Genomic DNA, 21,298 nt, shown 5'->3' with positions numbered 1-21,298 from the left:
TAATGACAGTGTTTTTTCGTGCTTTTATCACAAGGAATTACATTTATTTTCATTTAAAGGAAATCATTACAAACGACGTAGCAAAATGCCACAAGGATATAAGAGCAATGTTACGAAAATAAAACAGTGCAGGAAAATAGGAAGTGTAAGTATGAGAGATTGGCTGATTCAACTAAGAAAAAAACTAAAACTCACACAACAACAAGTAGCGGATGGTGCACATATTGACCGCGCCTACTATGCCCAGATTGAAAATGGGACACGCAATCCAAGTATGGCTGTCGCATCTCAAATTGCTACGCATATGAACATCAATCCGATGTTGTTTTTTTCAGAACATTTCAATGGACCTTTTGAACAGGCTTTATTAAACTCCCCCGTGATTGTAGCTCATTGTGATACAAAGCTTAGATATACATGGATGTTCAACCCGCACCCGGACTTTAATATGGAAAATATCATTGGAAAAACGGATGAAGAACTGGATTCAAATGAAGGTACACAAGCACTGATGAAGTTAAAACAGAGAGTCATTGATACAGGCAAAACAGTAAAAGAAACCATTGCTTTTCCTCTTTCCAACGGTATGATTCAATACTTCGTTTTTGCTCAACCTATTTATAACGCTTCAGGTGAAATAATAGGAGCCGCTACCGCTTCAACTGAGATTCAGTCGTAATTAGAAAGGGGGCCTCCTGATGAATTTGAAAAAACTTACTGATTTACAACTGGAATTATCTATAGACACAGCCGAGAGACTACAACTTGATTCAGAGTTCATACATATGTTGAAAAAAGAATTAAAAAAAAGAAAAAGCAGAGCTCCATCCAAAAGCAGTTCTGAAACTAAAACTTTAATTCCCACTCTCCACAGGAATGATTGATTGAATAAAGGGTAAACCATTCATAAGTGAGGTGTAACTTATGAATGGAAACTCATGGATTATGCATCAAGAATGGGAGAACTTATTCTTTATGCATTGGGCCGTCCCTGCGAGTGAATTGAGGCCATATGTCCCAAATGTTTTTGAGATCGATGAATATGACGAAATGGCTTGGATTGCCATCGTGCCATTTACAATGAATAACATCCGTTTTAAAGGACTTCCTTCTCTACCCTTTGGTAACAAGCTGATTGAACTGAATGTCCGGACTTATGTCAAGTACAAAGGAGCCCCAGGAGTATACTTCATTACATTAGATGCCAATCATCGTTTAGGCGTCTTCTTAGCCAGACAGGTTTTCAGCCTCCCTTATGTAAATGCCCGAATGCGTGTCGACCAAAACGAATCCACCCTGCATTATACAAGCAGGAGGATCCATAAAGGATACCCTGAAGCTCAATTTCATGCCATGTTTGAAACATTATCTCCTACTATACCTGCCCGCCCAGGATCGTTAATGTATTGGCTGACAGAACGATATGCGTTGTGGACGACCAAAGGAAAGCATGTATACAAAGGTCCTATTCACCATCGGCATTGGAAATTGCAAAAAGCGAAAGCTGCGATCACCACAAATGATTTACTCGACTTCTTACCTCCCCATTGGTTTACAAAAGAACCCATAACTTATTATTCTGAAACATTGGAAACGAAGATTTTCCCTTTTGAAAAGAAAAGTTGAATTCACTTTTTTGACTTAAGCTCGAAATTATTGTATCATTTATCTCGAATTCGAGATTTATAGTTTTAGGGAGGTATCCTATGAATATCAAAGGCATTCACCATGTATCTGCATTAACAGCTGACGCTAAAAAAAACTATCAGTTCTATACGAATGTGATGGGAATGCGTTTAGTGAAAAAAACAGTAAATCAGGACTCCCCTTCCATGTATCATTTGTTTTATGCAGATGAGTATGGAAATCCCGGGACCGACCTGACGTTTTTTGAAATACCGAACGCCGGCCACACTTACCCGGGAACACACAGCATATCTACCACTTCCCTTCGTGTTCCCAATGACAAGAGTCTGTTGTACTGGAAGGAACGTTTGCTGCGTCATGGGATAACCAGCCAGCCAATTAAAGAAATTGACGGAATAAAGACACTTTCTTTTCAAGACCCGGAAGGGCAGAGGCTGATGTTCGTCTCTGATGAAAACAATCAAGGAGTTGAACCAGGTAAGGCTTGGCGAAAATCTACGGTCCCCGAAGAACATGGGATCATCGGTTTGGGACCTGTTCACTTAACTGTGGCAGAAGCGGACCTTACTGTAGAAGTCCTGGTCGATCTGTTAGGATTTCGTAAGGTTGGCGACTATGGGTCCACCCAAATCTTCGAATCTGGAAAAGGTGGCTTAGGAGCTCAAGTACATGTCGAAGAAAGGCCTGATTTGAACAGGGAAAAACCAGGAAGAGGCAGTGTCCATCACGTAGCTTTCCGAGTCCAGGATGAAGAGGAACTAGAAAAGTGGAGGCAGATGATCCAAAAAGCAGGATTTCTCAACTCAGGAATCGTAGACCGCTATTACTTCAAGTCACTCTATTTCAGAGAGAAAAATCATATTCTGTTTGAACTTGCCACTGACGGTCCAGGCTTTGCTACAGATGAGGAGCCCGAGCACTTAGGAGAAACGCTGGCGTTACCTCCCTTTTTAGAAGATAAACGTTCTGAAATTGAATCAGTTTTAGAACCGTTGGATACGAAAAGATAAAAAAAATGACTGTGTCTCTTATGACACAGTCATTTTTCATTATCCTTCCAGGCGATTCTTCACCCAATTGATCAAACCACCCATCTGCATGATTTCTATCTGCCGTTCAGATAATGCATGTTCCAGTTTCAAGGTTTTATCCTTCCCTTTCACCTCTACTTCTATTTGGTTGGACTGCTTAATTTTATCGCGTAGACCACTGAATACCAGGACGTCTCCCTGTTCCAAATCGTTTAAATCAGATTCATTAACAAAGGTAAGCGGAAGGACGCCGAAGTTTGCAAGATTCTGCCAGTGAATTCTGGCAAAGTCCGTTACGACTGCCACTTTCATCCCTAAGTATTTAGGTGCTAAAGCGGCGTGTTCACGACTTGATCCTTGCCCATAGTTGGCACCGGCTACGATGGCATGACCTCCTTGGTCGCGTATATCCATCGCACGGTCATAATACGTGTCATCAACAATCTCAAAAGTGAATTTGCTGATTTCAGGAAGGTTGCTTCGGTATGGAAGCACTCTTGCTCCACCTGCTAAAATTTCATCCGTGGATATATCGTCCCCCATTTTCAGCAGAATTGGCAGTTCCATATCATTCGGTAATTCGTCCATTTCCGGAATGGAAGCGACGTTCGGCCCCTTCACCAATTCAACTTCCTTCGCTTCTTCGAATGGTAATGGCGCATCCAGCAACCTGGTATCTATGGTAGGCTGATCCAGTTCCTGTACATCCGGATAATCAAAGCCCGCTTTTCTTGGATCAGTGATTTTTCCATTCAAAGCAGATATAGCTGCAGTTTCAGGACTACATAGAAACACACTATCTTCTTTCGTTCCTGATCGACCAGGGAAGTTTCTCGGCGTCGTCCGTAAGCTGTTCCTTCCTGTAGCAGGTGCTTGTCCCATTCCTATACAGCCATTACATCCAGCTTGGTGAAGGCGTGCACCCGCTTGAAGAAAGTTAGCGATATGTCCTTGTTGAGATAAGTCAATCAACATTTGTCTGGAGGTGGGGTTAAGATCCAGAGAAACCCCATCAGCTACTCTTTTTCCTTCGACTATTTTAGAGGCAATAGCAAAGTCCCTGTATCCAGGATTTGCGGAGGATCCAATATATGATTGGTAAATAGGCTCGCCGTCGACCTCTTCAATCGGCACCACATTTCCCGGACTGGAAGGCTTAGCGACCATCGGGGTGATTTCAGACAAGTCGATTTCATCATGTACGTCATACGTCGCTCCATCATCAGCTTTCAACTCGATCCAGTCTTCTTCCCGTCCTTGGAGTTTCAGGAAACGTTTCGTCTCATCATCCGACGGAAAGACAGTACCTGTGGCTCCTAATTCCGCCCCCATATTCGCTATGACATGGCGATCCATGGCTGTAAGGTTTTTCAACCCTGGCCCATAATATTCAAACACATGATTTACTCCGCCTTTGACACCGTGCCTTCTCAACATTTCTAATATGACATCTTTGGCACTTACCCAGTCAGGTAACTCTCCGGTAACTTTGACACCCCAGACTTTAGGCATCTTCACGTAGAACGGTTCACCCGCAATCGCCATGGCAACATCAATTCCTCCAGCCCCCATGGCAAGCATTCCCATACATCCATTGGCGCATGTATGACTGTCCGATCCTAAAAGTGTTTTTCCAGGCTTAGCCAGACGCTGCATATGGACAGGGTGGCTGACACCATTCCCGGGTCTTGAGAAATAAAGGCCGAACCTTTTCGCAGCACTCTCCAGGAACAAATGATCATCGGGGTTTTTACTGTCTTCCTGTATCAAGTTATGATCGACATATTGAGCAGAGGCTTCCGTTTTCGCCCTGTCAATTCCCATAGCTTCCAACTCTAACATAACCATTGTTCCCGTCGCATCCTGTGTCAACGTCTGGTCAATCTTCAACCCTATTTCAGAGCCCGGCTTCATTTCTCCTTCCAGCAAATGTTCTTTGATCAGTTTTTGTGTAACATTGTAACTCACGCACCATTCCTCCTCGCCTTATTTTTTCTCTATTCTAAAAATTCTCTATATCATTTATACCCTTTATTTGATACCCTTACTCCCAAAAAATTGAAAGAAAGAAAAAGAGACAGGACTTTTTGTCCTGTCTCTTGCTTATTTTCTATTAATAGACTCCTACGTCATCCCATGCCTGGGAAACGGCGTTTACTTCAGTTGTTCCATATAGATCTTGAGCAGATTGTTCCAGAGCTGCTCTTGCATCAGAGAAATCACTGTTTGGAGTCAAATATACCGTAAGTGCACGGTAGTAGATATTTTCAGCTTTTGTGATTCCAAGACTATTGATCGTATAATAAGCGGCTTTGTTAGGGATACCACTATTGGTGTGGACGCCTCCCCAATCTCCTTCTTCCGTGTTCGGAAGGTTTTCGTATTCACTCATATGATCCGGCTGGCCATAAGCGTTCGGATCAGATAAGGAACGTAAAGCATCCCCCGGTTGTCCTGGAGTGTATACATCTTCACCCATCAGCCAATCCTCAGAATCTACGAAATAACCGAATACATCAGAAAATGATTCGTTCAAAGCACCCGACTGATTTTCATAAACTAATTGAGCTGTACGATCTGTAACTGCGTGTGTAAGTTCGTGAGCTACGATATCATCAGCTCCGGAAAGATAAGTGAATGTGGAACCATCACCATCCCCGTAAATCATTTGATTCCCTGTCCATGCAGCATTGTTGTAATTGTTTCCGTAATGCACAGTGGATCGGATGGTAGCACCTTGATCATCAAAACTTACCCGGCCGAAAGTATCATAATAATAGTCGAACACTTCACCAGCATAATAGTGAGCATCCACGGCTGCCTTCTGCCACTCCGCATGGAATGTATTACCTGAATCTGTCACGTAATACCCCGGAAGACTGCTGTAACCACCGTTATAGTTATCAAATGTTTCAATAACCCCGCTCATCGGTTTAGTCGTATCGTACAAGTAATAGGTGTTATTTGAGTAATATGTGTTTACTGATTTTGTATCACCTAATACCCCTGTACCTGTTCCAGTCGCATGCTTGACAACGTTCTGAGCCTTAAGGACTTCACCATTTTCAGCATTGATGAACATCTGCCAGTTCGCTGGATATGGCTGTGCGAATTGAAGTTCAACATGATAAGCAAGTGTATAATTTCCATCTTCATGAAAAACAACAAGGTCAGAGTTCTCTGTCAGAGTATTGAAGTCTTCTCCAAGCTCACTCTTTTGAACTTTATCTGCATCTTCCCTGCTCACTTCGATGTGCTCCCACGCAAGGCTCAATGCATCCTTTTTGTTCAATTGTTTTTGCTGTTTGATATTTCTCGGAGCATCTTCATGGAACTCACCATTAATAGACGTTACATTGCCGTTTTTATCGGTATGTACGACCACTTTCGAATTTGCTACCGGTACATTAGAAACAACTCGGTTGAATGTATAGTGAGTCATGCCCAATTCATCTTTTTCTGTTTTTAATAAGGAAAGATCCTGATTTGCATCAAGATTGAACTTATTTTTATTCTTATTGATGAACTGCTTGACCCCTTTTTCTGACATCACTTTACTTACCTTCAACTCTTCTTTCACAAAGTGCGACACATCTCTCTTACCTTCTAAATCCGTTCCAACCTCTGCGTGAGTTACTGCCCCGCCAGACACTAAACTCGTTCCTAATACAAAGGTTGCCATTACAGATTTCCACTTCATCGAATCCCTCCTATGAATTTTGACGCTTTTCTAATATATCATAATATTCTGACTATAAATCTGTGAAAGTTAAGGGTGAAAAAAGCCTCTTAAGCGTCAAAATTAGGCAGACTTGGGAAACCTGTCACTCTAGTTGAAATTTACCAGTCGAACATGTATTCTAAATATAGATTTGAAAGAGACGTTACTCGGACAAGTCGACAGTTGATCAACTAGGTGTGTGGAAAATGGAATATGGTAAAATACTTCGGTTTCATCGCGTCAAGCAAGGTTTAACTCAAAATCAGCTGGCCGATGGGATTATCTCACCGGCGTATCTTTCTAAGATCGAAAATGATCAGACGGTTCCTGCTTTTGAAGTGTTAGAACTTCTTTACGAACGTCTTGGTCTAGATTTTAATGACTCTTCTTTTAGTCACCCTTCTAAAGAAAAACTTAAAGAGTGGTATGAGGCAATTGTACTTAAACGTACGGATGAGGCTGAACTTTTAAAAGAAAAGTTGATGGAACAGAAAGAGACGTTCGAGAATCATCATTTACATATCTTCTATGAATTGTATAGAATTCGAAGCTTTCTTTCGAAAAATGAAGTAGAGAAAGCTTATGAAGTATGGGAAAGTATACGCCAATATAGCGATACCTTTGATGAAGAGATGAAGTTTTACTATCACCTAGTGTATGGGCTTCTTCAATATTATAAGGGGAATTTTGAAGAATCCTTCCAAAAAATAATGGAAGCAAAAAATTATGTTTCTAAACTTCATATTGAAAATTGGGAATACAGTGATTTATATTATCACTTAGCATTAAGTGCTAGCCAAGCCCATCATGTATCAGCTTCGGTATATTATGCTGACAAAGCATTAGAACTTTATAAAAATCATTATGATCTAGCCAAAAGCGCTGATTGTCATATAATACTGGGGATTAGCTACAACAGATTGAAGGACTATGCAAAGTCTCTTGAAAACTATCATTTAGCACGTAAGATAGCTACCCAAACTAAGGATAATCAGCAGTTAAAGTTGGTTTATATTAATATTGCTGTACTAGAATCAAGAATAGGAAATCATCAATCTTCTATTATTAATTATAAGAAAAGTTTAGAGTATTCTCAGGAATCCGAAACTTCATTTGATTTGTATGAGTTGTTAAATATCATTCACGGATTAATCATAGAACATTTTAGAATTAAGGATAATGAAGGATGTAAAGAATGGATTGATAAAGGAAAAGCTAAACTTTCGTCCTTTCCTTCAGAATCGCACGAATATCATTTTGAAGTTTATAGCAAATTGATCGATAACTCTTTGGACACTATCAATTATTTAGAAAAAAAAGTAATCCCTTATTTCAAAGATAAAAACCAGCATGTCTATGTAATAAGATATTCTAAGTTTTTATCTGATTTATTGGAACAGCAGAGGATGTATAAAAAATCTTCTGAATATCTAAGGTTAGCAATTAATTTATTAAATAAACACTCTCATTTAGGAGGTATCATGTTATGAAAAAGTTTATAGCTTTTATAGCAGCTGCTGGAATTTTACTTTCAGTTGCAGCTCCATTAACACATGATGAGGCAGTGGAAACCCATCCACGTCCATCAGCTGTAGAACAAACTTAACCATTTGTTCTACATGTAATTAGCACCTCCCCTAATCCTATACCTATACAAACTTTTGCCTCTACCCCTTGTGTGGTAGAGGTCTTTTTTTATAGAAAAGAGGTGGACAGTATGAAAGTATTAGGAATTGACTTATCAGGACCATCAAACCACAAAGACACAGTCGTTACAGCCTTTGAAGCAGCGGATAATCATTTAAAACTGAAAAAGATCCTTCGTAATGCTTCTGATCATGATATCTTTTCTCTAGTGGGAGAGCTTTCCCCTCGAGGAAAAGTATATATTGGAATAGATGCCCCTCTTTCCTACCAAGATGGAGGTGGAGACCGGCCAGCGGATAAAGATTTGAGAGCTTTTTCAAAAGCTTTAGGGATGAAATCAGGCTCAATCATGCCCCCAACCCTGACCAGAATGGTTTATTTAACCATGCGGGGAATACACATCGCCCACTCTCTTCAAAGTTGCTTCGGAGATCAAGTGGCCATATCCGAAGTTCACCCTGGAGTAGCGTTAGCATCAAGACTTGATACTGATTTAAGATGGCATGCCATGCAGTATAAAAAAGAACTGGACAGCCGCCTATATGTGTTAAAATGGTTGACTGAAAAGGATGTGGATTTATCTTCTGAGATCGATGCTGCCACTTCTCATGAACTTGATGCCTGTTTAGCAGGGCTGGCTGCTTGGCACTGGGCGAGTGACAACCATTCACCCAAGTGGAGTTACCCGGCTTCTCCCCCTCATCATCCCTTCCCGTTTCACTGCTGAACCTAAAAAAAAGCTGCCCGAAATCACGGGCAGCTTTGAACATTTATGAAGTTACAGGTTCATTCTTTTCAGCCCAGGCCATGAAACCACCTTGTAAGTTCAATACGTTTTTATATCCATAAGCCTGTAAGATACTAGCTCCAATAGCAGATCGTGCCCCAGACTTACAGTGAACGATTGGCGTCTTCCCTTCAGGAATATCATCCAAGCTGTCTTTAAGTTTGCCTAACATGATATGGTGGACGCCCGGCATATGCCCTTCATCCCATTCAGACTGGTTACGAACATCAACAACCACATAGTCGTCATGATCGCGATAAGTTTCTTCCAGTTCATCGGCAGTGATGCTGGTGTAGGTTTCAAGGTCCTTCTGATTTTCGATTTCATCAGATTCAACAAAGCCGACAAGTCGGTCAAGACCGATGGATTCAAGAGCTTCTTTGACATGGATCAAATTATCTTCATCTGCAATTACGATGATATCCTGGTCATATTCAATGATCCAGCCAGCCCAGTTAGCAAATGATTTATTAAAAGGAATATTGATTGTTCCTTCCAAGTGTCCATCTGAGAAATCCGACGACGATCTTGTATCGATGATAATCGTTTGCTCATCATTCTCACTCTTGAGCTGCTCCACTGACAAACGCTTTACATCATCATTTGGAAGAAGAGCAGGTCCTTCTTTGTTCAACTTCTTCATCATTGCAAAGTATTTCGGAGGCTCTGGTTGTCCTTCCAGCAGCTCATCAACAAAGTTATTCTCTGCCTCAGTTTTCAATGCCCAGTTATTGATTTTCTCATAACCTACGGTTGAAGAAGGCACTGCTCCCAGTGACTTACCACACGCACTGCCAGCACCATGTCCAGGCCAAACTTGGACATAGTCAGGGAGCTCTTTGAATCGTTGGATCGATTCGTACATCTGCTTTGCACTACTTTCTGATGTCCCTTCAGCACCTGTAGATTTTTCAAGCAAGTCAGGACGCCCGACATCTCCTACGAAGACAAAATCCCCTGTGAAGACGCCCATCGGAACTTCTGAGCCTCCGCCTTCATCAGTCAATAGGAAAGAAACACTTTCCGGCGTATGCCCTGGCGTGTGCATTACATCTAAACGCACATTTCCTACATAAAAACGATCTTTATCTTTCACTAATTCATGATTCACTTCATCTAAATATTGATATTTCCAGTCTTCGTCACCTTCTGCAGACAAGTAAAGTTTAACATCGTCCGCTTGGTGAGCAAGCTCACGGGCACCAGATAAAAAGTCAGCATGAATGTGTGTTTCTGCTGCCTTTGTAATGGTGAAACCTTCTTTTTCAGCTGTCTCAAAATAAGGGGATAAGTCACGCGCAGGATCGATGACTAAAGCCTCTCCTGTTCGCTGACATCCTACCATATAAGACATTTGCGCCAGATTTTCATCAAAAAATGATTTGAAAAACATCGGAAACCCTCCAACATTTTATTTTCTCTAATTATATTATACCCTGTATGGTATATACAAAACATCTACTCAAACAAAATTCGCTTTTATAATGGTAATATCCTTTTTATAAGAAAAGAAACATTACAGGCTTTTTCTTATGCTCTGTTAATGTTTCTTTTCGATTCATTCCTTTCGAGACTGATGAGTGAAGAGTGGCTTTAGGATCAATTATGTATGTTAACCAGGGCAAAAACAGAAAGCTCTGATCTTGCCGGTTCCCCTCCAGGTGCGCAGAGCCTTCCATGACGACCTGCACTGAATTCATCTCTGTCAAACAAGTTCTATAAAACAGAGATTATCAACACCAGCCTTTAACTAGGGCCAAATAGAAAAAAAGAGCAGCTGATTGATCAACTACTCTTTCTCAAAATGCTTTATAAATGTCTTAATTGGTGTAGATTGTTTTAATGGGTTGAAAATATGATTATTATTGAATTCATTTAACTCTACAGCATCGATATCTTCATAAGCTTGGTCTTCTGTCTTAATTTCTATACTGTATTTAATTTCATTTAGCATACCAAGGATTTGTCGACTGCTTGTCTTAGTATACACAATAGGATCCGCTTCACTAAGCATTTGATTGATGATGGCTTCGTCCACTTTCAGCACTTGTAAAAGTTGTTTCAATGATCCTTTTATCACATCATCCAGATTTTCAAATTGTTGTTTTTTCAAACCTAATAACGTTAAGTTAAGACCTGTTTCATCATTCATAAGGATCAAACAATTTCTTTTGTTCACCTTGATCAAGTTGGCGTGCCAACGGTAGAGAGCTGGAATGTGCTCATAGTCGTCAGTCGATTCTATCGTTTTGTCCAGCTTATCCTGCAGCTTTTTCGTTGCTCCAATTACAAACATGACATCCACCTCACTTTTTATTTCTTTATTCTAGTGTACCAATAACTAAAAGCAAAAACATGCTTTTACTTTTTTATCCCTCTTATTCAAATGCCGATCATGACTTTACTCTCAAACAAAAAAGGGAACCATTTTCCAGGTCCCCCTTTTGCATCAAACTTTCGTTCTTCTCGCGAAATCTACAAATTGAAATTTGTCAGGTCTGTGCCTGGACTCTGTGAATTGAAATAAGGTAGCATCTGATAGATACACATAGCTTCGTATCACCACGACTTGCTGATGCCCTTGGAGATCCAGCAATTGCTGATCTTCTTCTGTAACGGTCTCAACAATAATTTCTTTTTTCGCAAAACTGATTTCCAGTTGTAATTGATTTTCAATATAGTCGTAGATGGAATTCTCACAAATGGATTTAGTCAGTCCAGGTACTATGTCCTGCCTGATATAATCTTTATCCAGGATGATCCCTTCTCCTGCAATCACTCTTGTTCGCGTAATTTTCCAAAGGTTGTCGGTCTTCTTACAATTCAATCGTTCCCGAACAGGTGAATCTGCTTGTTGAACGACCAATTCATGAACGTGTGTTTGAAAATCCTTCCCTAACTGATTGGCCAATTCTTTGAAGCTTGTCAATCCTGAAACAGGAAACTCAAATTTACTATGGTCTAAAACGACAGACCCTTTCCCTCTCACTTTTTGAATATATCCATTTTGAGCGAGCAAGTTCAATGATTTGCGTATCGTTTCCCTGGAAGTATCAAATTGTGCGCACAATTCATGTTCAGAAGGCAGAGTGTCTCCTGGTTCATATTTTCCTTCTTCAATCAAAAGAACAAGTTTTGAATAAATCGACGTATATTTATTTTTCACCATACATCACCTGCTTCAGTATATCAGTGAGTTGTCAGATGATAAACCACGGATTCATAAGGTCGCAATCTCATGGATCGATAATCTTCAGAAGGATCGTTGTAATTGCTTATCAATACTTCTGCCGCTCCGTTGAGTTTCTCTGATTCTGGAAGATGGAATTCTGTTTCCCTTCCATAGAAATTATTGATGACTAATAAATATTCCCCGTTCCATTCACGTACATAGGCGAAAATTTGATCATCTTCAGCAAGCAGCAGGCGGTAGTCCCCGTGGGTAATGATGTCATAATCCTTTCGAAGCTGAATCAAATGTTTGTAATAGTGGAAGATGGAATCCTCTTTCTTTTTCACCGTTTCAGCGTTGACTTCCTTAAAGTTGTCCGCAACATCAATCCAAGGGGTTCCAGATGTGAAGCCGGCATGCTCATCTGTATTCCATTGAACAGGTGTACGGGAGTTATCCCGGGATTTTTGTTTAAGAATCTCTAAAATGGCTTCTTCTGAAACTCCTTTTTCAAGCAGCTCCTTGTAAATGTTCAAAGATTCGACATCTCTATATTTCTCAATATCCTCAAACCCAGGGTTCGTCATCCCGAACTCTTCTCCTTGATACACATAGGGAGTCCCCTGCATCATATGAATGGTTGTAGCAAGCATCTTAGCTGATTCATCAGGATAGTTTTCGTCATCACCGAACCTTGAGAGGACTCTCGGTTGGTCATGGTTGCACCAAAATAGAGCATTCCACCCATTACCTTCATTCATCCCACGCTGCCATTTAGAAAGAATCTCCTTCAGTTCGTGAAAATCAAAATCAGCTACAGTCCACTTTTCCCCATTCGGATAATCGACTTTTAGATGATGGAAATTGAACGTCATACTCAGTTCTTCTCTGTTTGGAGCTGTATATTTAATGCAATGCTCGACAGTCGTTGAAGACATTTCGCCTACAGTCATCAAATCATAAGGTGCGAATACTTCACGGTTCATTTCGTTCATAAACTCATGTACCCTCGGACCGTCTGTGTAAAATTTCCGACCATCCCCCGGGGCCTTACTGCCATCATCGTCAGGGAAGTTTTGATCCTTGGAGATCAAATTGATGACGTCCAGTCGGAAACCGTCTACTCCTTTTTCCGCCCAGAATCTCATCATCTTATAAAGCTCTTCTCTTACCTCTTCATTTTCCCAATTCAAATCCGCCTGAGTTACATCAAAAAGGTGCAGGTAGTACTGGTCGGTTAGTTCATCATATTCCCAGGCGTTGCCGCCAAACTTCGACTTCCAGTTTGTTGGAGGTCCTCCGTCTACTGGGTCACGCCAAATATAGTAGTCCCGGTAAGGGTTATCTTTCGACTTTCTTGCCTCCTGAAACCACTGATGGTGAGTGGACGTATGATTGATTACGATATCCATGATCAGTTTCATTCCACGCTGGTGGACTTCTTCGAGCAAACGCTCCAAGTCTTCCATCGTCCCATATTCTTCATGGATATCATAATAATCACTGATATCGTATCCATTATCATTTTGTGGGGACTTGTAAGGAGGGGTCAGCCATAGGACATCGACCCCAAGATCCTTCAAGTAATCCAATTTTTCGATGATACCTTGTAAGTCGCCTACTCCATTTCCGGTCGTGTCATTGAAACTTTTCGGATAAATTTGATAGACGGCCGCTTTTTTCCACCAAGGTTGTTTCATCATTTTAACACCACATTTCTTAAGGTTTTATACGTCTTTTTTCCGTTTCGCATATAGGTATGTCCCTACCAGAGGCAGCACGATGACAATGGCCATACCTACTAAGAAGTGTCCCCAATATTCAGCTACAATAGAGAAAATTCCAGGTACTCCTCCAACACCGATAGAGTTTGCAAGGACTCCTTGGGCTGATATATACAGACCTGCTATGGCTGATGAGCTGATCGCAATGATAAACGGATACTTGAACCTTAAGTTGACTCCGAATAGGGCTGGTTCTGTAATTCCAAGCCATGCAGAGATTCCTGAAGAAAGTCCAAGACCTCTTAGTTTTTCATCTTTTGAAGCTGCCATGATCGCAAACGCCGCTGAACCTTGGGCAATATTAGACAAGGCGAGCATCGGCCATAAGAACGTTGTTCCTGTACTTCCGATCAATTGGATATCGACTGCAAGGAATGTGTGGTGCATTCCTGTGATGACTAATACGCCGTAAATTCCACCGTAAATCAAACCACCAAGAGCTGAGAAACTATCGAAGATTGCTACAAGTCCATCTGTAATCCAGTTACCGATTGCAAATGTGACAGGTCCGATAATAATGAATGTAAGGAAACCTGTAACGAGCAATGCGATCGGCCCTACAAACAGGAGCTGGACACTATCAGGAATTTTATTACGTAAGAACAACTCAATTTTCGTCAGTAAGTATGAAGCGACTAATACAGGTAATACCTGCCCTTGATACCCTATCTTTTCTACTTCAAGGCCAAATAAGTTCCACGTCGGTACAGTGCCTTCTTTGACAGCTTCACCGTAAGCCCACGCATTCAATAATTCCGGGTGGACTAAAATCAATCCGATGACAATACCGAGAATCGGACTACCACCAAATTTCTTAACTGCTGACCAACCAATCAAACCTGGTAAAAATACGAAGGCTGTATTGGCTATAATAATGATCATATTCGCAATGTCCGACCATTGTGGATAAACATCAATGATAGACTTCTCATCCCAGAAGATCCCTGGTGCAGTCAAAATGTTATTTATACCTAATAACAAACCAGCTGTTACAATCGCAGGAAGAATCGGAATGAAGATATCCGCTAACGTCTTGATTGCTCTCTGAATCGGATTCATTTTTTGTTTTGAAGCTTCCTTCACATCTTCTTTGGAAGATTCTCCAATTCCAGCAAGTGCTATGAACTCTTTATAAACTTTGTCTACCGTACCTTGTCCTACGACAACCTGGAACTGTCCGTTCGTAGAAAAAGAACCTTTGACAGCATCAATCTGATTTAATTTTTCCTGATCGACAATCCCTTCATCCACTAAAGCTAACCTTAATCGGGTGACACAATGGGTAGCTGCAGATAGGTTTTCTTTTCCGCCGATGGCTTCTAATATTTGTTCGGCTTGTTGTTTATGGTTCATCCCATAACCTCCTTGTTTTTTTCACTTACCAAAAGCCCGACAATCGTCTCCTTCTGTATATGACAGAAATATCCACCCTTGCTACTCTTCACTTCCCAGTAAACAAGGACTGCTAAACGGTAAGAATGTATCAATTGGAACAATGATTCTATCAATCAAACTGCTTTCACCATTCACTTGTATATACAAGATACCGGATTTATTATAATTTGTATATACAAGTTTTGCAACCGCTAACATTGTCGTTTTCAAATTTAAATTGCCCCCGCTCATGTGGATATTTGATAAAATGAAAGTAATAGATATTTTGAGGAGGTAACCAGTTGAAACGTGCACTGATTACGATCGATTACACGAATGACTTTGTGGCTGAGGATGGTGCCTTGACTTGCGGAGAACCTGCACAAAACTTAGATAAAAAAATAACTGAGTTGAACCAAGCTTTTTTGGATAGCGGAGATTTTGTCGTGTTAGCGGTTGACGTTCATGATGAAGGTGATCCCTTTCACCCTGAAACCAAACTCTTTCCACCTCATAACATAAGAAACACAGAAGGAAGAAATCTGTACGGATCTCTTCAACCGTGGTTTGAAAAGAACCAACGACATGAAAACCTACATTATATGGACAAAACAAGATACAGTGCTTTTGCAGGAACGGATTTGGATGTGAAGTTACGTGAACGAGGGATACATGAAGTTCATCTAACCGGTGTCTGTACCGACATATGCGTCCTCCACACTGCAGTTGACGCATATAACCTCGGTTATCGCATTGTCATCCACAAAGATGCGGTAGCTAGTTTCAACCACCCTGGGCATGAATGGGCTCTAGGTCATTTCGAATCCGTTTTAGGAGCTGACATACAAGAATAGTAAAAAGCCTCAGGTATGGTGCCCTGAGGCTTTTTCGTGTATAGTTTTTTTCTTTTTTCTCTGGTTATGGTATAGTATTTCGGGTATCTAATGAAATTATGGAAAAGGAGGGACAGTTCATGCAAGATTCACCCCGTCCTTCAAACGAGCATTTTAGAACCGTGTTTATACTCAGTGCTTCCATTTTGATCGTTGTCATGAATACGACAATGTTTAATGTCGCACTACCTAATATATTGAAAGACTTTGCATTACAACCATCGGAAGGAGCCTGGATTGTGTCAGGCTATTCAATCATTTTAGCCATTTTCACAATCACTTTCACCCGCCTATCCGATTATCTTCCTATTCGAACATTGTTAACGATCGGTATTATCATCTTCAGCTTATCTTCTGTCCTGGGATTTTTTGCTGATAATTATATTTGGCTTTTGATTTCCCGACTATTACAGGCAGCAGGTGCCGCTTCTATCCCAGGTTTATCAATGGTTTTCGCAGGCCGATATATACCCATGGAACGCCGTGGCAGCGCTTATGCCTTGATTGCTTCAGCTACTTCCCTGGGCTTCGGACTCGGACCTGTAGTAGGTGGCTTGATTACAGAACATCTCGACTGGAATTATTTATTCATCGTTACGGTTATGGTGTTCATCGTCATTCCGTTATTATTCAAATTCATGCCCACCCAATCTGCAGAGCGAGGTAAATTCGATGTCATCGGAGCCCTGTTATCAGGTGGGAGCGCCACTCTGTTTTTATTATATATCTCCACATTCAACAGTCTTTATTTGCTCAGCGGCTTAATATCCGCCGCTCTGTTATGGTGGAGAATTAATAAAACAGACGCCCCCTTCATTCAGCCCGAACTCATTTTGAACAGGCAGTATCGAAGGATCGTCTTTATGAGTTACATCGGGTTTACGCTGCATTTTGCGATTTTATTTTTGATGCCGATCATGCTCGAACAAGTTTATGATCGTGGTGCTGCGGCTATCGGATTCATCATTTTCCCTGGAGCGATGCTGTCAGCAGTGGCAGCGATTTATGTAGGTCGCCTTATTGACGCTTATGGAAATATCAAAGTGTTGTTCCTCGCCCACGGATTATTAATGATTTCAGCATTGGTGTTTTTCTTTTTCGCAGGAATTAACCAATATATGATCATGATCGCTTATATGTTTACAAGCTTTGGGTTTTCAAGCCTCTCCTCCAGCTCGACCAACGAGGTGTCCCGAATATTGTCTAATAAACAAATCGGTGCGGGGATTGGATTGAAACAGCAAACCCATTTTATAGGCAGTGCGACAGGGTCCGTGTTAGCGGGAATTCTACTAGAGTTGAATGAACAGCCTTATGAAGCTTCAGCTTTCGCCTTACCTTTTGGAGTTTTAGTAGCCTTGATGGCCGCTTCTTCGTTTACCTTGATTATTTACACACGGTATATCAAAAAGTTAGAAAATGCTGAATAAATTAACATTTGAATTTTGTCATCAAATTGAATATCATGGATTTTGGAGATTTCTGTTTAATAAATTCTAATTAAAATATAGATAGTTAAAAAATATAGGAGGAATCATCATGAGCTCAAAAGACTATCGAGTTCTGCTGTATTATAAGTATGTGGACCTTCCTGATTACGAAGAATATTGCAAAAACCACCTTGAGTTTTGTAAAAATCTTGGATTGAAAGGACGAATTATTGTATCCCCTGAAGGACTTAACGGTACGGTATCAGGTACAGTTGAGCAAGTTGAAGAATACATGGATTACGTCCGGTCGGATGAACGCTTCGCTGATATTCACTTCAAGATTGATGAACATGAAGGCCATGCTTTCAAAAAAATGCATTGCCGTGTAAAGCCTGAACTTGTTAACTGGAGCATCGAAGAAGATGACATCGATCCTAAAACTTTTGGCGGAAAGCATTTGAAGCCAAAAGAATTCAACGAAATGTTGAAAGATGAAGACACGATTGTCATTGATGGTCGAAACGAATACGAATACCGCATCGGACACTTCCGTAATGCCATTCAACCCGACGTTAACCATTCACGTGAATTCCCTGAGTGGGTTGCAGAAAATGCAGATAAGTGGAAAGGTAAAAAAGTTCTCACTTATTGCACAGGCGGAATTCGTTGTGAAAAACTGACCGGCATTTTGAAAAAACATGGTGTTGAAGATGTATACCAACTAGAAGGCGGTATTACGACATATGGAAAAGACCCGGAAGTCAAAGGGGAACTTTTTGATGGTAAAATGTATGTGTTCGACGAACGTATTTCTGTTCCAATCAATAAGGTAGAAGATAAAGTCATCGCTGAGTGTGAGCATTGTGGAAAAGCGGAAGATCGTATGATCAACTGCAGTAACCCCGTTTGCAACCGCCAGTATGTATGCTGTAAAGAGTGTGAAGAAGAACAGCATGCGGCATGCACTACAGAGTGTAAAGAACACCCTGAAAACCGATGGGACGCAGTACGCAAAAAACAAATCGATAAATACGATCGAATTTCAAATTAATAAAAAACTCGCCTGCTGCATCAGGCGAGTTTTTTTAATTGCGTTTTCTTTTCATCAAACACATAATCGATGATGACCAGCAAAAGAGCGAAAATCCACTCAGACCAAAGAAGCATGTGAACACTCGTTACGAGTTCATCAACGGTATATATGGTAAGCCAGGTCATACTTATATCAAGTACAGTCTTCCATATTTCCAGTAAATAAGGGGCAGGTTTCAACTTTTGGCTCATTGATTTAAGGAACTTCCCACCAAGTTCAAAAAAGAATCCAATAGCAAAGACCAGCAATGCAAAAAGAAAAACGCCGTAATTGGATTTATAGGTAACGCCCATGACTTTGAATAACCCCATCGTCCCCAAGAAGAAACCACTGAAAACTATGGTTAACGTCAATGTCAACAACAAGCTGATAAACAGAATGATTTTTTGTTTTTCTCCCCTGTTTTTTATGGGTGCTTGCCCTGCCACTTCCTCACGCTCCCCTATGCCTTTTCTTCAATTATATCCTTACGTACGTGTTTCTATATCTTCCTGTGAGCAGCATGATAAGTAGACCCGATCCCACGGTCAAAGGAAATGGAGTGGCGGATGGCACTAGTAACGAATGATTTTGATTTTTTAACTGCCTCCTCTACGGTACAGCCTTTGGCAAGCTCGGCCGCAATCGCCGCAGAATAGGTGCATCCCGCTCCACTAGTGTGTATGGTAGAAACTCTTTCAGATTCCAACTCTATGATTCCACTTCCATCATAGAGCATATCAACCGCTGGATACCCTTTTAACCCGCCTCCTTTGATTAGAATATAATCCGGGCCTAAGTGAAACAGATCCCGAGCCATCATTTTCATATCTTCAGGGGTTTCAGGAGGTGGGCATCCCAATATGTGACCAGCTTCGTGCAGATTCGGGGTAATGATCGAAGCCATTGGAATCAAGTGTTTGATCAAGGCATCAATCGCATCATCCTGGAGAAGTTTTGATCCCATCTTTCCGACCATGACCGGATCGACCACGACCTTTTTCACACCTGCATTTCGAATCATTTCTGCTGTCTTTATGATAATGTCTTCAGTAAACAACATCCCCGTTTTCAGCGCATCCACTCCAACGTGTTCCAATGAGGCGTGGATTTGTGCTTCTATAGACTCGAGAGTTTGAGTGAACATTCCTTGTTCTGTCGTACTGTTATTGGCAACGATTGCTGTAATGGCACTCATTCCATATACATCTAACTCTTGAAAAGTCTTCAAGTCTGCTTGAATACCTGCACTTCCTTGTGAAGCAGAACCTGCTATGGTCAATACCCTTGGCAATGTCATTCTCATTCTCCTTTCTTTACTTGTATAGGTTTTTATTTAATTAGTCTTTCAAAATAAGAGATCAATTAAAAGATATGCTGATCTGATCTTTTTACGTTAGAATAACAGAGATAAGGAGGTTTAACATGAAACCTTTCACACAAAAAACGATTCAAGTCATACAATCCATCCCAGAGGGAAAAGTCATGACCTATGGACAGATCGCTCGTGAAGCAGGGAGTCCCCGCGCTGCCCGTCAGGTTGTGAGAATACTTCATACAATGAGTCAAAAATACAATCTTCCCTGGCACAGGGTAGTGAACGCTCAAGGAGAAATTGCGATTAAAGACGAAGCCATAGCCGACATCCAGCGCATGGAACTACTCAATGAAGATGTTTTTGTATATGACTACAAAATAAACTTACAAGACTATCAATTCACTGATCAAGGCCTGGAAACGCAAGGGCCGAGTGATAGAGAAATCAAGGGAGGAAGCCATGTTTGAAGTCAAGCCTTACCCCGAATTATCATGGTCGCTTTCCCGACACAAGACCATGCTGACCTGTTTAAGAAAATACGCCTATGATTATTATGTTTCACATAATGGCTGGTTGAAAAACGCTGATTCGTTAGCAAGACAAACGTATAGATTGAAGAAAATGACCAACCTGGAAATGCATTTCGGCAGTGTCGTACACGATTTAATTTATCAAATCATTCAAAGAGTCATCCGTAATCAAAAGGTGCCCAGTCAAGAAGAAGTCATTGATGAAATCAGGCACCATTTAAATAGAGGCTTCGTAGAATCTATAAAAAAAGAACACTTATGGAACAATCGTCCTAAACATTATACGATGCTCCATGAGATCTACTACAGCCAAAGCAATCAACTCCCTGAGTCAAAAGTGGAGAAGATCAATGTACGCTTGAATGCTGCCGTAGAAAATTTCTTTAAAAGTAAGACGTATATTGAAGTATCGAAACAAGATGAAATGGAATTCATTGACTCGGAAAGTTTCCGGCATATGAAAGCCGATGATGTTAAGATTTTTGTAGTCATGGACTTGGTTTATAAAGATTTACAAAAGAACCGATGGGTGATCGTCGATTGGAAAACAGGTAAAAAGTCTGAAGAAGACAGGCATCAATTAGCTTTATATGCTCTCTATCTGAAACAAAAATATAACATTCAATCTATTGAAGACATCATCATCCGTAATGAATATTTAGTCGAAGGTACCCATGTGGAATATCAATTGACTGAACAAGATTTAATTAACGTCCAGCACTTGTACCAAATCAGTATGGAAGAAATGAAAAAGTACTTAGCTGATGAAAAGAAAAACGAACCTCTTCCCATTCATGAATTTCCGGTGCAGGAAAAGCCTCACATATGTGCCCGGTGCAATTATCAAGAACTGTGTTTTTCATGAATGACGAACCCATCCCAATGTTTGAAG

20 protein-coding genes are annotated in these 21,298 nt (G+C 40.8%); 11 read left to right on the top strand and 9 right to left on the bottom strand.

Features of this window, described 5'->3' with window-relative positions; genetic code table 11:
- The first annotated feature begins 151 nt into the window (after positions 1–151).
- From LCL89_RS14935 to LCL89_RS14920, 4 genes are all read left to right on the top strand, one after another.
- Positions 152–679, top strand: coding sequence for a helix-turn-helix domain-containing protein (locus LCL89_RS14935; RefSeq protein ID WP_197317075.1), 528 nt, complete (start codon positions 152–154; stop codon positions 677–679).
- A gap of 19 nt (positions 680–698) precedes the next feature.
- The gene (gene sda, locus LCL89_RS14930) at positions 699–884 is read left to right on the top strand and encodes a sporulation histidine kinase inhibitor Sda (RefSeq protein ID WP_224810755.1); all 186 of its coding nucleotides are present in this window, start codon (positions 699–701) and stop codon (positions 882–884) included.
- A gap of 61 nt (positions 885–945) precedes the next feature.
- Positions 946–1,626 (top strand): YqjF family protein, encoded by a 681-nt coding sequence (locus tag LCL89_RS14925; RefSeq protein ID WP_224810754.1) that lies wholly within the window; start codon positions 946–948, stop codon positions 1,624–1,626.
- A gap of 80 nt (positions 1,627–1,706) precedes the next feature.
- Positions 1,707–2,657: a ring-cleaving dioxygenase gene (locus LCL89_RS14920; protein ID WP_224810753.1), complete on the top strand. Its 951-nt coding sequence runs from the start codon at positions 1,707–1,709 to the stop codon at positions 2,655–2,657.
- 39 nt (positions 2,658–2,696) lie between these two features.
- Here the strand turns inward: LCL89_RS14920 and LCL89_RS14915 are convergent, their stop codons facing one another.
- Both LCL89_RS14915 and LCL89_RS14910 read right to left on the bottom strand, forming a co-directional pair.
- Positions 2,697–4,646, bottom strand: coding sequence for an aconitate hydratase (locus LCL89_RS14915; RefSeq protein ID WP_224810752.1), 1,950 nt, complete (start codon positions 4,644–4,646; stop codon positions 2,697–2,699).
- A 145-nt stretch (positions 4,647–4,791) separates the two neighbouring features.
- The gene (locus LCL89_RS14910; protein ID WP_197317071.1) at positions 4,792–6,378 is read right to left on the bottom strand and encodes a M4 family metallopeptidase; all 1,587 of its coding nucleotides are present in this window, start codon (positions 6,376–6,378) and stop codon (positions 4,792–4,794) included.
- A 227-nt stretch (positions 6,379–6,605) separates the two neighbouring features.
- Here LCL89_RS14910 and LCL89_RS14905 point away from each other — a divergent pair, with 227 nt between their 5' ends.
- A complete protein-coding gene (locus tag LCL89_RS14905) occupies positions 6,606–7,889 on the top strand; it encodes a helix-turn-helix transcriptional regulator (protein WP_197317070.1) in 1,284 nt (427 codons plus the stop codon).
- Positions 7,890–8,116: 227 nt separating this feature from the next.
- Positions 8,117–8,773 carry a DUF429 domain-containing protein gene (locus LCL89_RS14900; RefSeq protein WP_224810751.1) on the top strand — a complete coding sequence of 219 codons (657 nt, stop codon included), beginning with the start codon at positions 8,117–8,119 and terminating at the stop codon, positions 8,771–8,773.
- 43 nt (positions 8,774–8,816) lie between these two features.
- Here the strand turns inward: LCL89_RS14900 and LCL89_RS14895 are convergent, their stop codons facing one another.
- The 5 genes from LCL89_RS14895 to treP form a co-directional block, all read right to left on the bottom strand.
- On the bottom strand, positions 8,817–10,226 hold the full coding sequence (locus LCL89_RS14895; RefSeq protein ID WP_224810750.1) for an MBL fold metallo-hydrolase: 1,410 nt from the start codon (positions 10,224–10,226) through the stop codon (positions 8,817–8,819).
- Between the two features lie 396 nt (positions 10,227–10,622).
- Positions 10,623–11,129, bottom strand: a complete 507-nt coding sequence (locus LCL89_RS14890; RefSeq protein WP_197317067.1) for a DUF6933 domain-containing protein — start codon at positions 11,127–11,129, stop codon at positions 10,623–10,625.
- A 153-nt stretch (positions 11,130–11,282) separates the two neighbouring features.
- Positions 11,283–11,999 carry a trehalose operon repressor gene (gene treR, locus LCL89_RS14885; RefSeq protein WP_224810815.1) on the bottom strand — a complete coding sequence of 239 codons (717 nt, stop codon included), beginning with the start codon at positions 11,997–11,999 and terminating at the stop codon, positions 11,283–11,285.
- 23 nt (positions 12,000–12,022) lie between these two features.
- Positions 12,023–13,708 (bottom strand): alpha,alpha-phosphotrehalase, encoded by a 1,686-nt coding sequence (gene treC, locus LCL89_RS14880; protein WP_318245633.1) that lies wholly within the window; start codon positions 13,706–13,708, stop codon positions 12,023–12,025.
- A 24-nt stretch (positions 13,709–13,732) separates the two neighbouring features.
- Positions 13,733–15,142, bottom strand: a complete 1,410-nt coding sequence (gene treP, locus LCL89_RS14875; RefSeq protein ID WP_224810749.1) for a PTS system trehalose-specific EIIBC component — start codon at positions 15,140–15,142, stop codon at positions 13,733–13,735.
- A 323-nt stretch (positions 15,143–15,465) separates the two neighbouring features.
- Here treP and LCL89_RS14870 point away from each other — a divergent pair, with 323 nt between their 5' ends.
- From LCL89_RS14870 to trhO, 3 genes are all read left to right on the top strand, one after another.
- Positions 15,466–16,017 (top strand): cysteine hydrolase family protein, encoded by a 552-nt coding sequence (locus LCL89_RS14870; protein WP_224810748.1) that lies wholly within the window; start codon positions 15,466–15,468, stop codon positions 16,015–16,017.
- A 119-nt stretch (positions 16,018–16,136) separates the two neighbouring features.
- On the top strand, positions 16,137–17,486 hold the full coding sequence (locus LCL89_RS14865; protein WP_224810747.1) for an MFS transporter: 1,350 nt from the start codon (positions 16,137–16,139) through the stop codon (positions 17,484–17,486).
- A gap of 109 nt (positions 17,487–17,595) precedes the next feature.
- On the top strand, positions 17,596–18,537 hold the full coding sequence (gene trhO, locus LCL89_RS14860) for an oxygen-dependent tRNA uridine(34) hydroxylase TrhO (protein WP_197317062.1): 942 nt from the start codon (positions 17,596–17,598) through the stop codon (positions 18,535–18,537).
- Positions 18,538–18,557: 20 nt separating this feature from the next.
- On the opposite strand, the gene LCL89_RS14855 is transcribed toward trhO, so the two are convergent.
- Together LCL89_RS14855 and thiD are read right to left on the bottom strand one after the other, a co-directional pair.
- The gene (locus LCL89_RS14855) at positions 18,558–19,007 is read right to left on the bottom strand and encodes a regulatory YrvL family protein (RefSeq protein WP_224810746.1); all 450 of its coding nucleotides are present in this window, start codon (positions 19,005–19,007) and stop codon (positions 18,558–18,560) included.
- 53 nt (positions 19,008–19,060) lie between these two features.
- Positions 19,061–19,858, bottom strand: coding sequence for a bifunctional hydroxymethylpyrimidine kinase/phosphomethylpyrimidine kinase (gene thiD / locus LCL89_RS14850; protein WP_224810745.1), 798 nt, complete (start codon positions 19,856–19,858; stop codon positions 19,061–19,063).
- A 125-nt stretch (positions 19,859–19,983) separates the two neighbouring features.
- Here thiD and LCL89_RS14845 point away from each other — a divergent pair, with 125 nt between their 5' ends.
- Both LCL89_RS14845 and LCL89_RS14840 read left to right on the top strand, forming a co-directional pair.
- Positions 19,984–20,343 carry an MGMT family protein gene (locus tag LCL89_RS14845; protein WP_224810744.1) on the top strand — a complete coding sequence of 120 codons (360 nt, stop codon included), beginning with the start codon at positions 19,984–19,986 and terminating at the stop codon, positions 20,341–20,343.
- Positions 20,336–21,271: a PD-(D/E)XK nuclease family protein gene (locus LCL89_RS14840; RefSeq protein WP_224810743.1), complete on the top strand. Its 936-nt coding sequence runs from the start codon at positions 20,336–20,338 to the stop codon at positions 21,269–21,271. Before LCL89_RS14845 ends, LCL89_RS14840 begins: the two co-directional genes overlap by 8 nt.
- Positions 21,272–21,298: the final 27 nt, after the last annotated feature.

The sequence above is a fragment of the Halobacillus yeomjeoni genome (genome assembly GCF_020171525.1).
Lineage (GTDB): Bacteria > Bacillota > Bacilli > Bacillales > Halobacillaceae > Halobacillus > Halobacillus yeomjeoni.
Note: the sequence above shows the minus strand (reverse complement) of the source record. Positions and strands in the feature narration are given on the sequence as shown.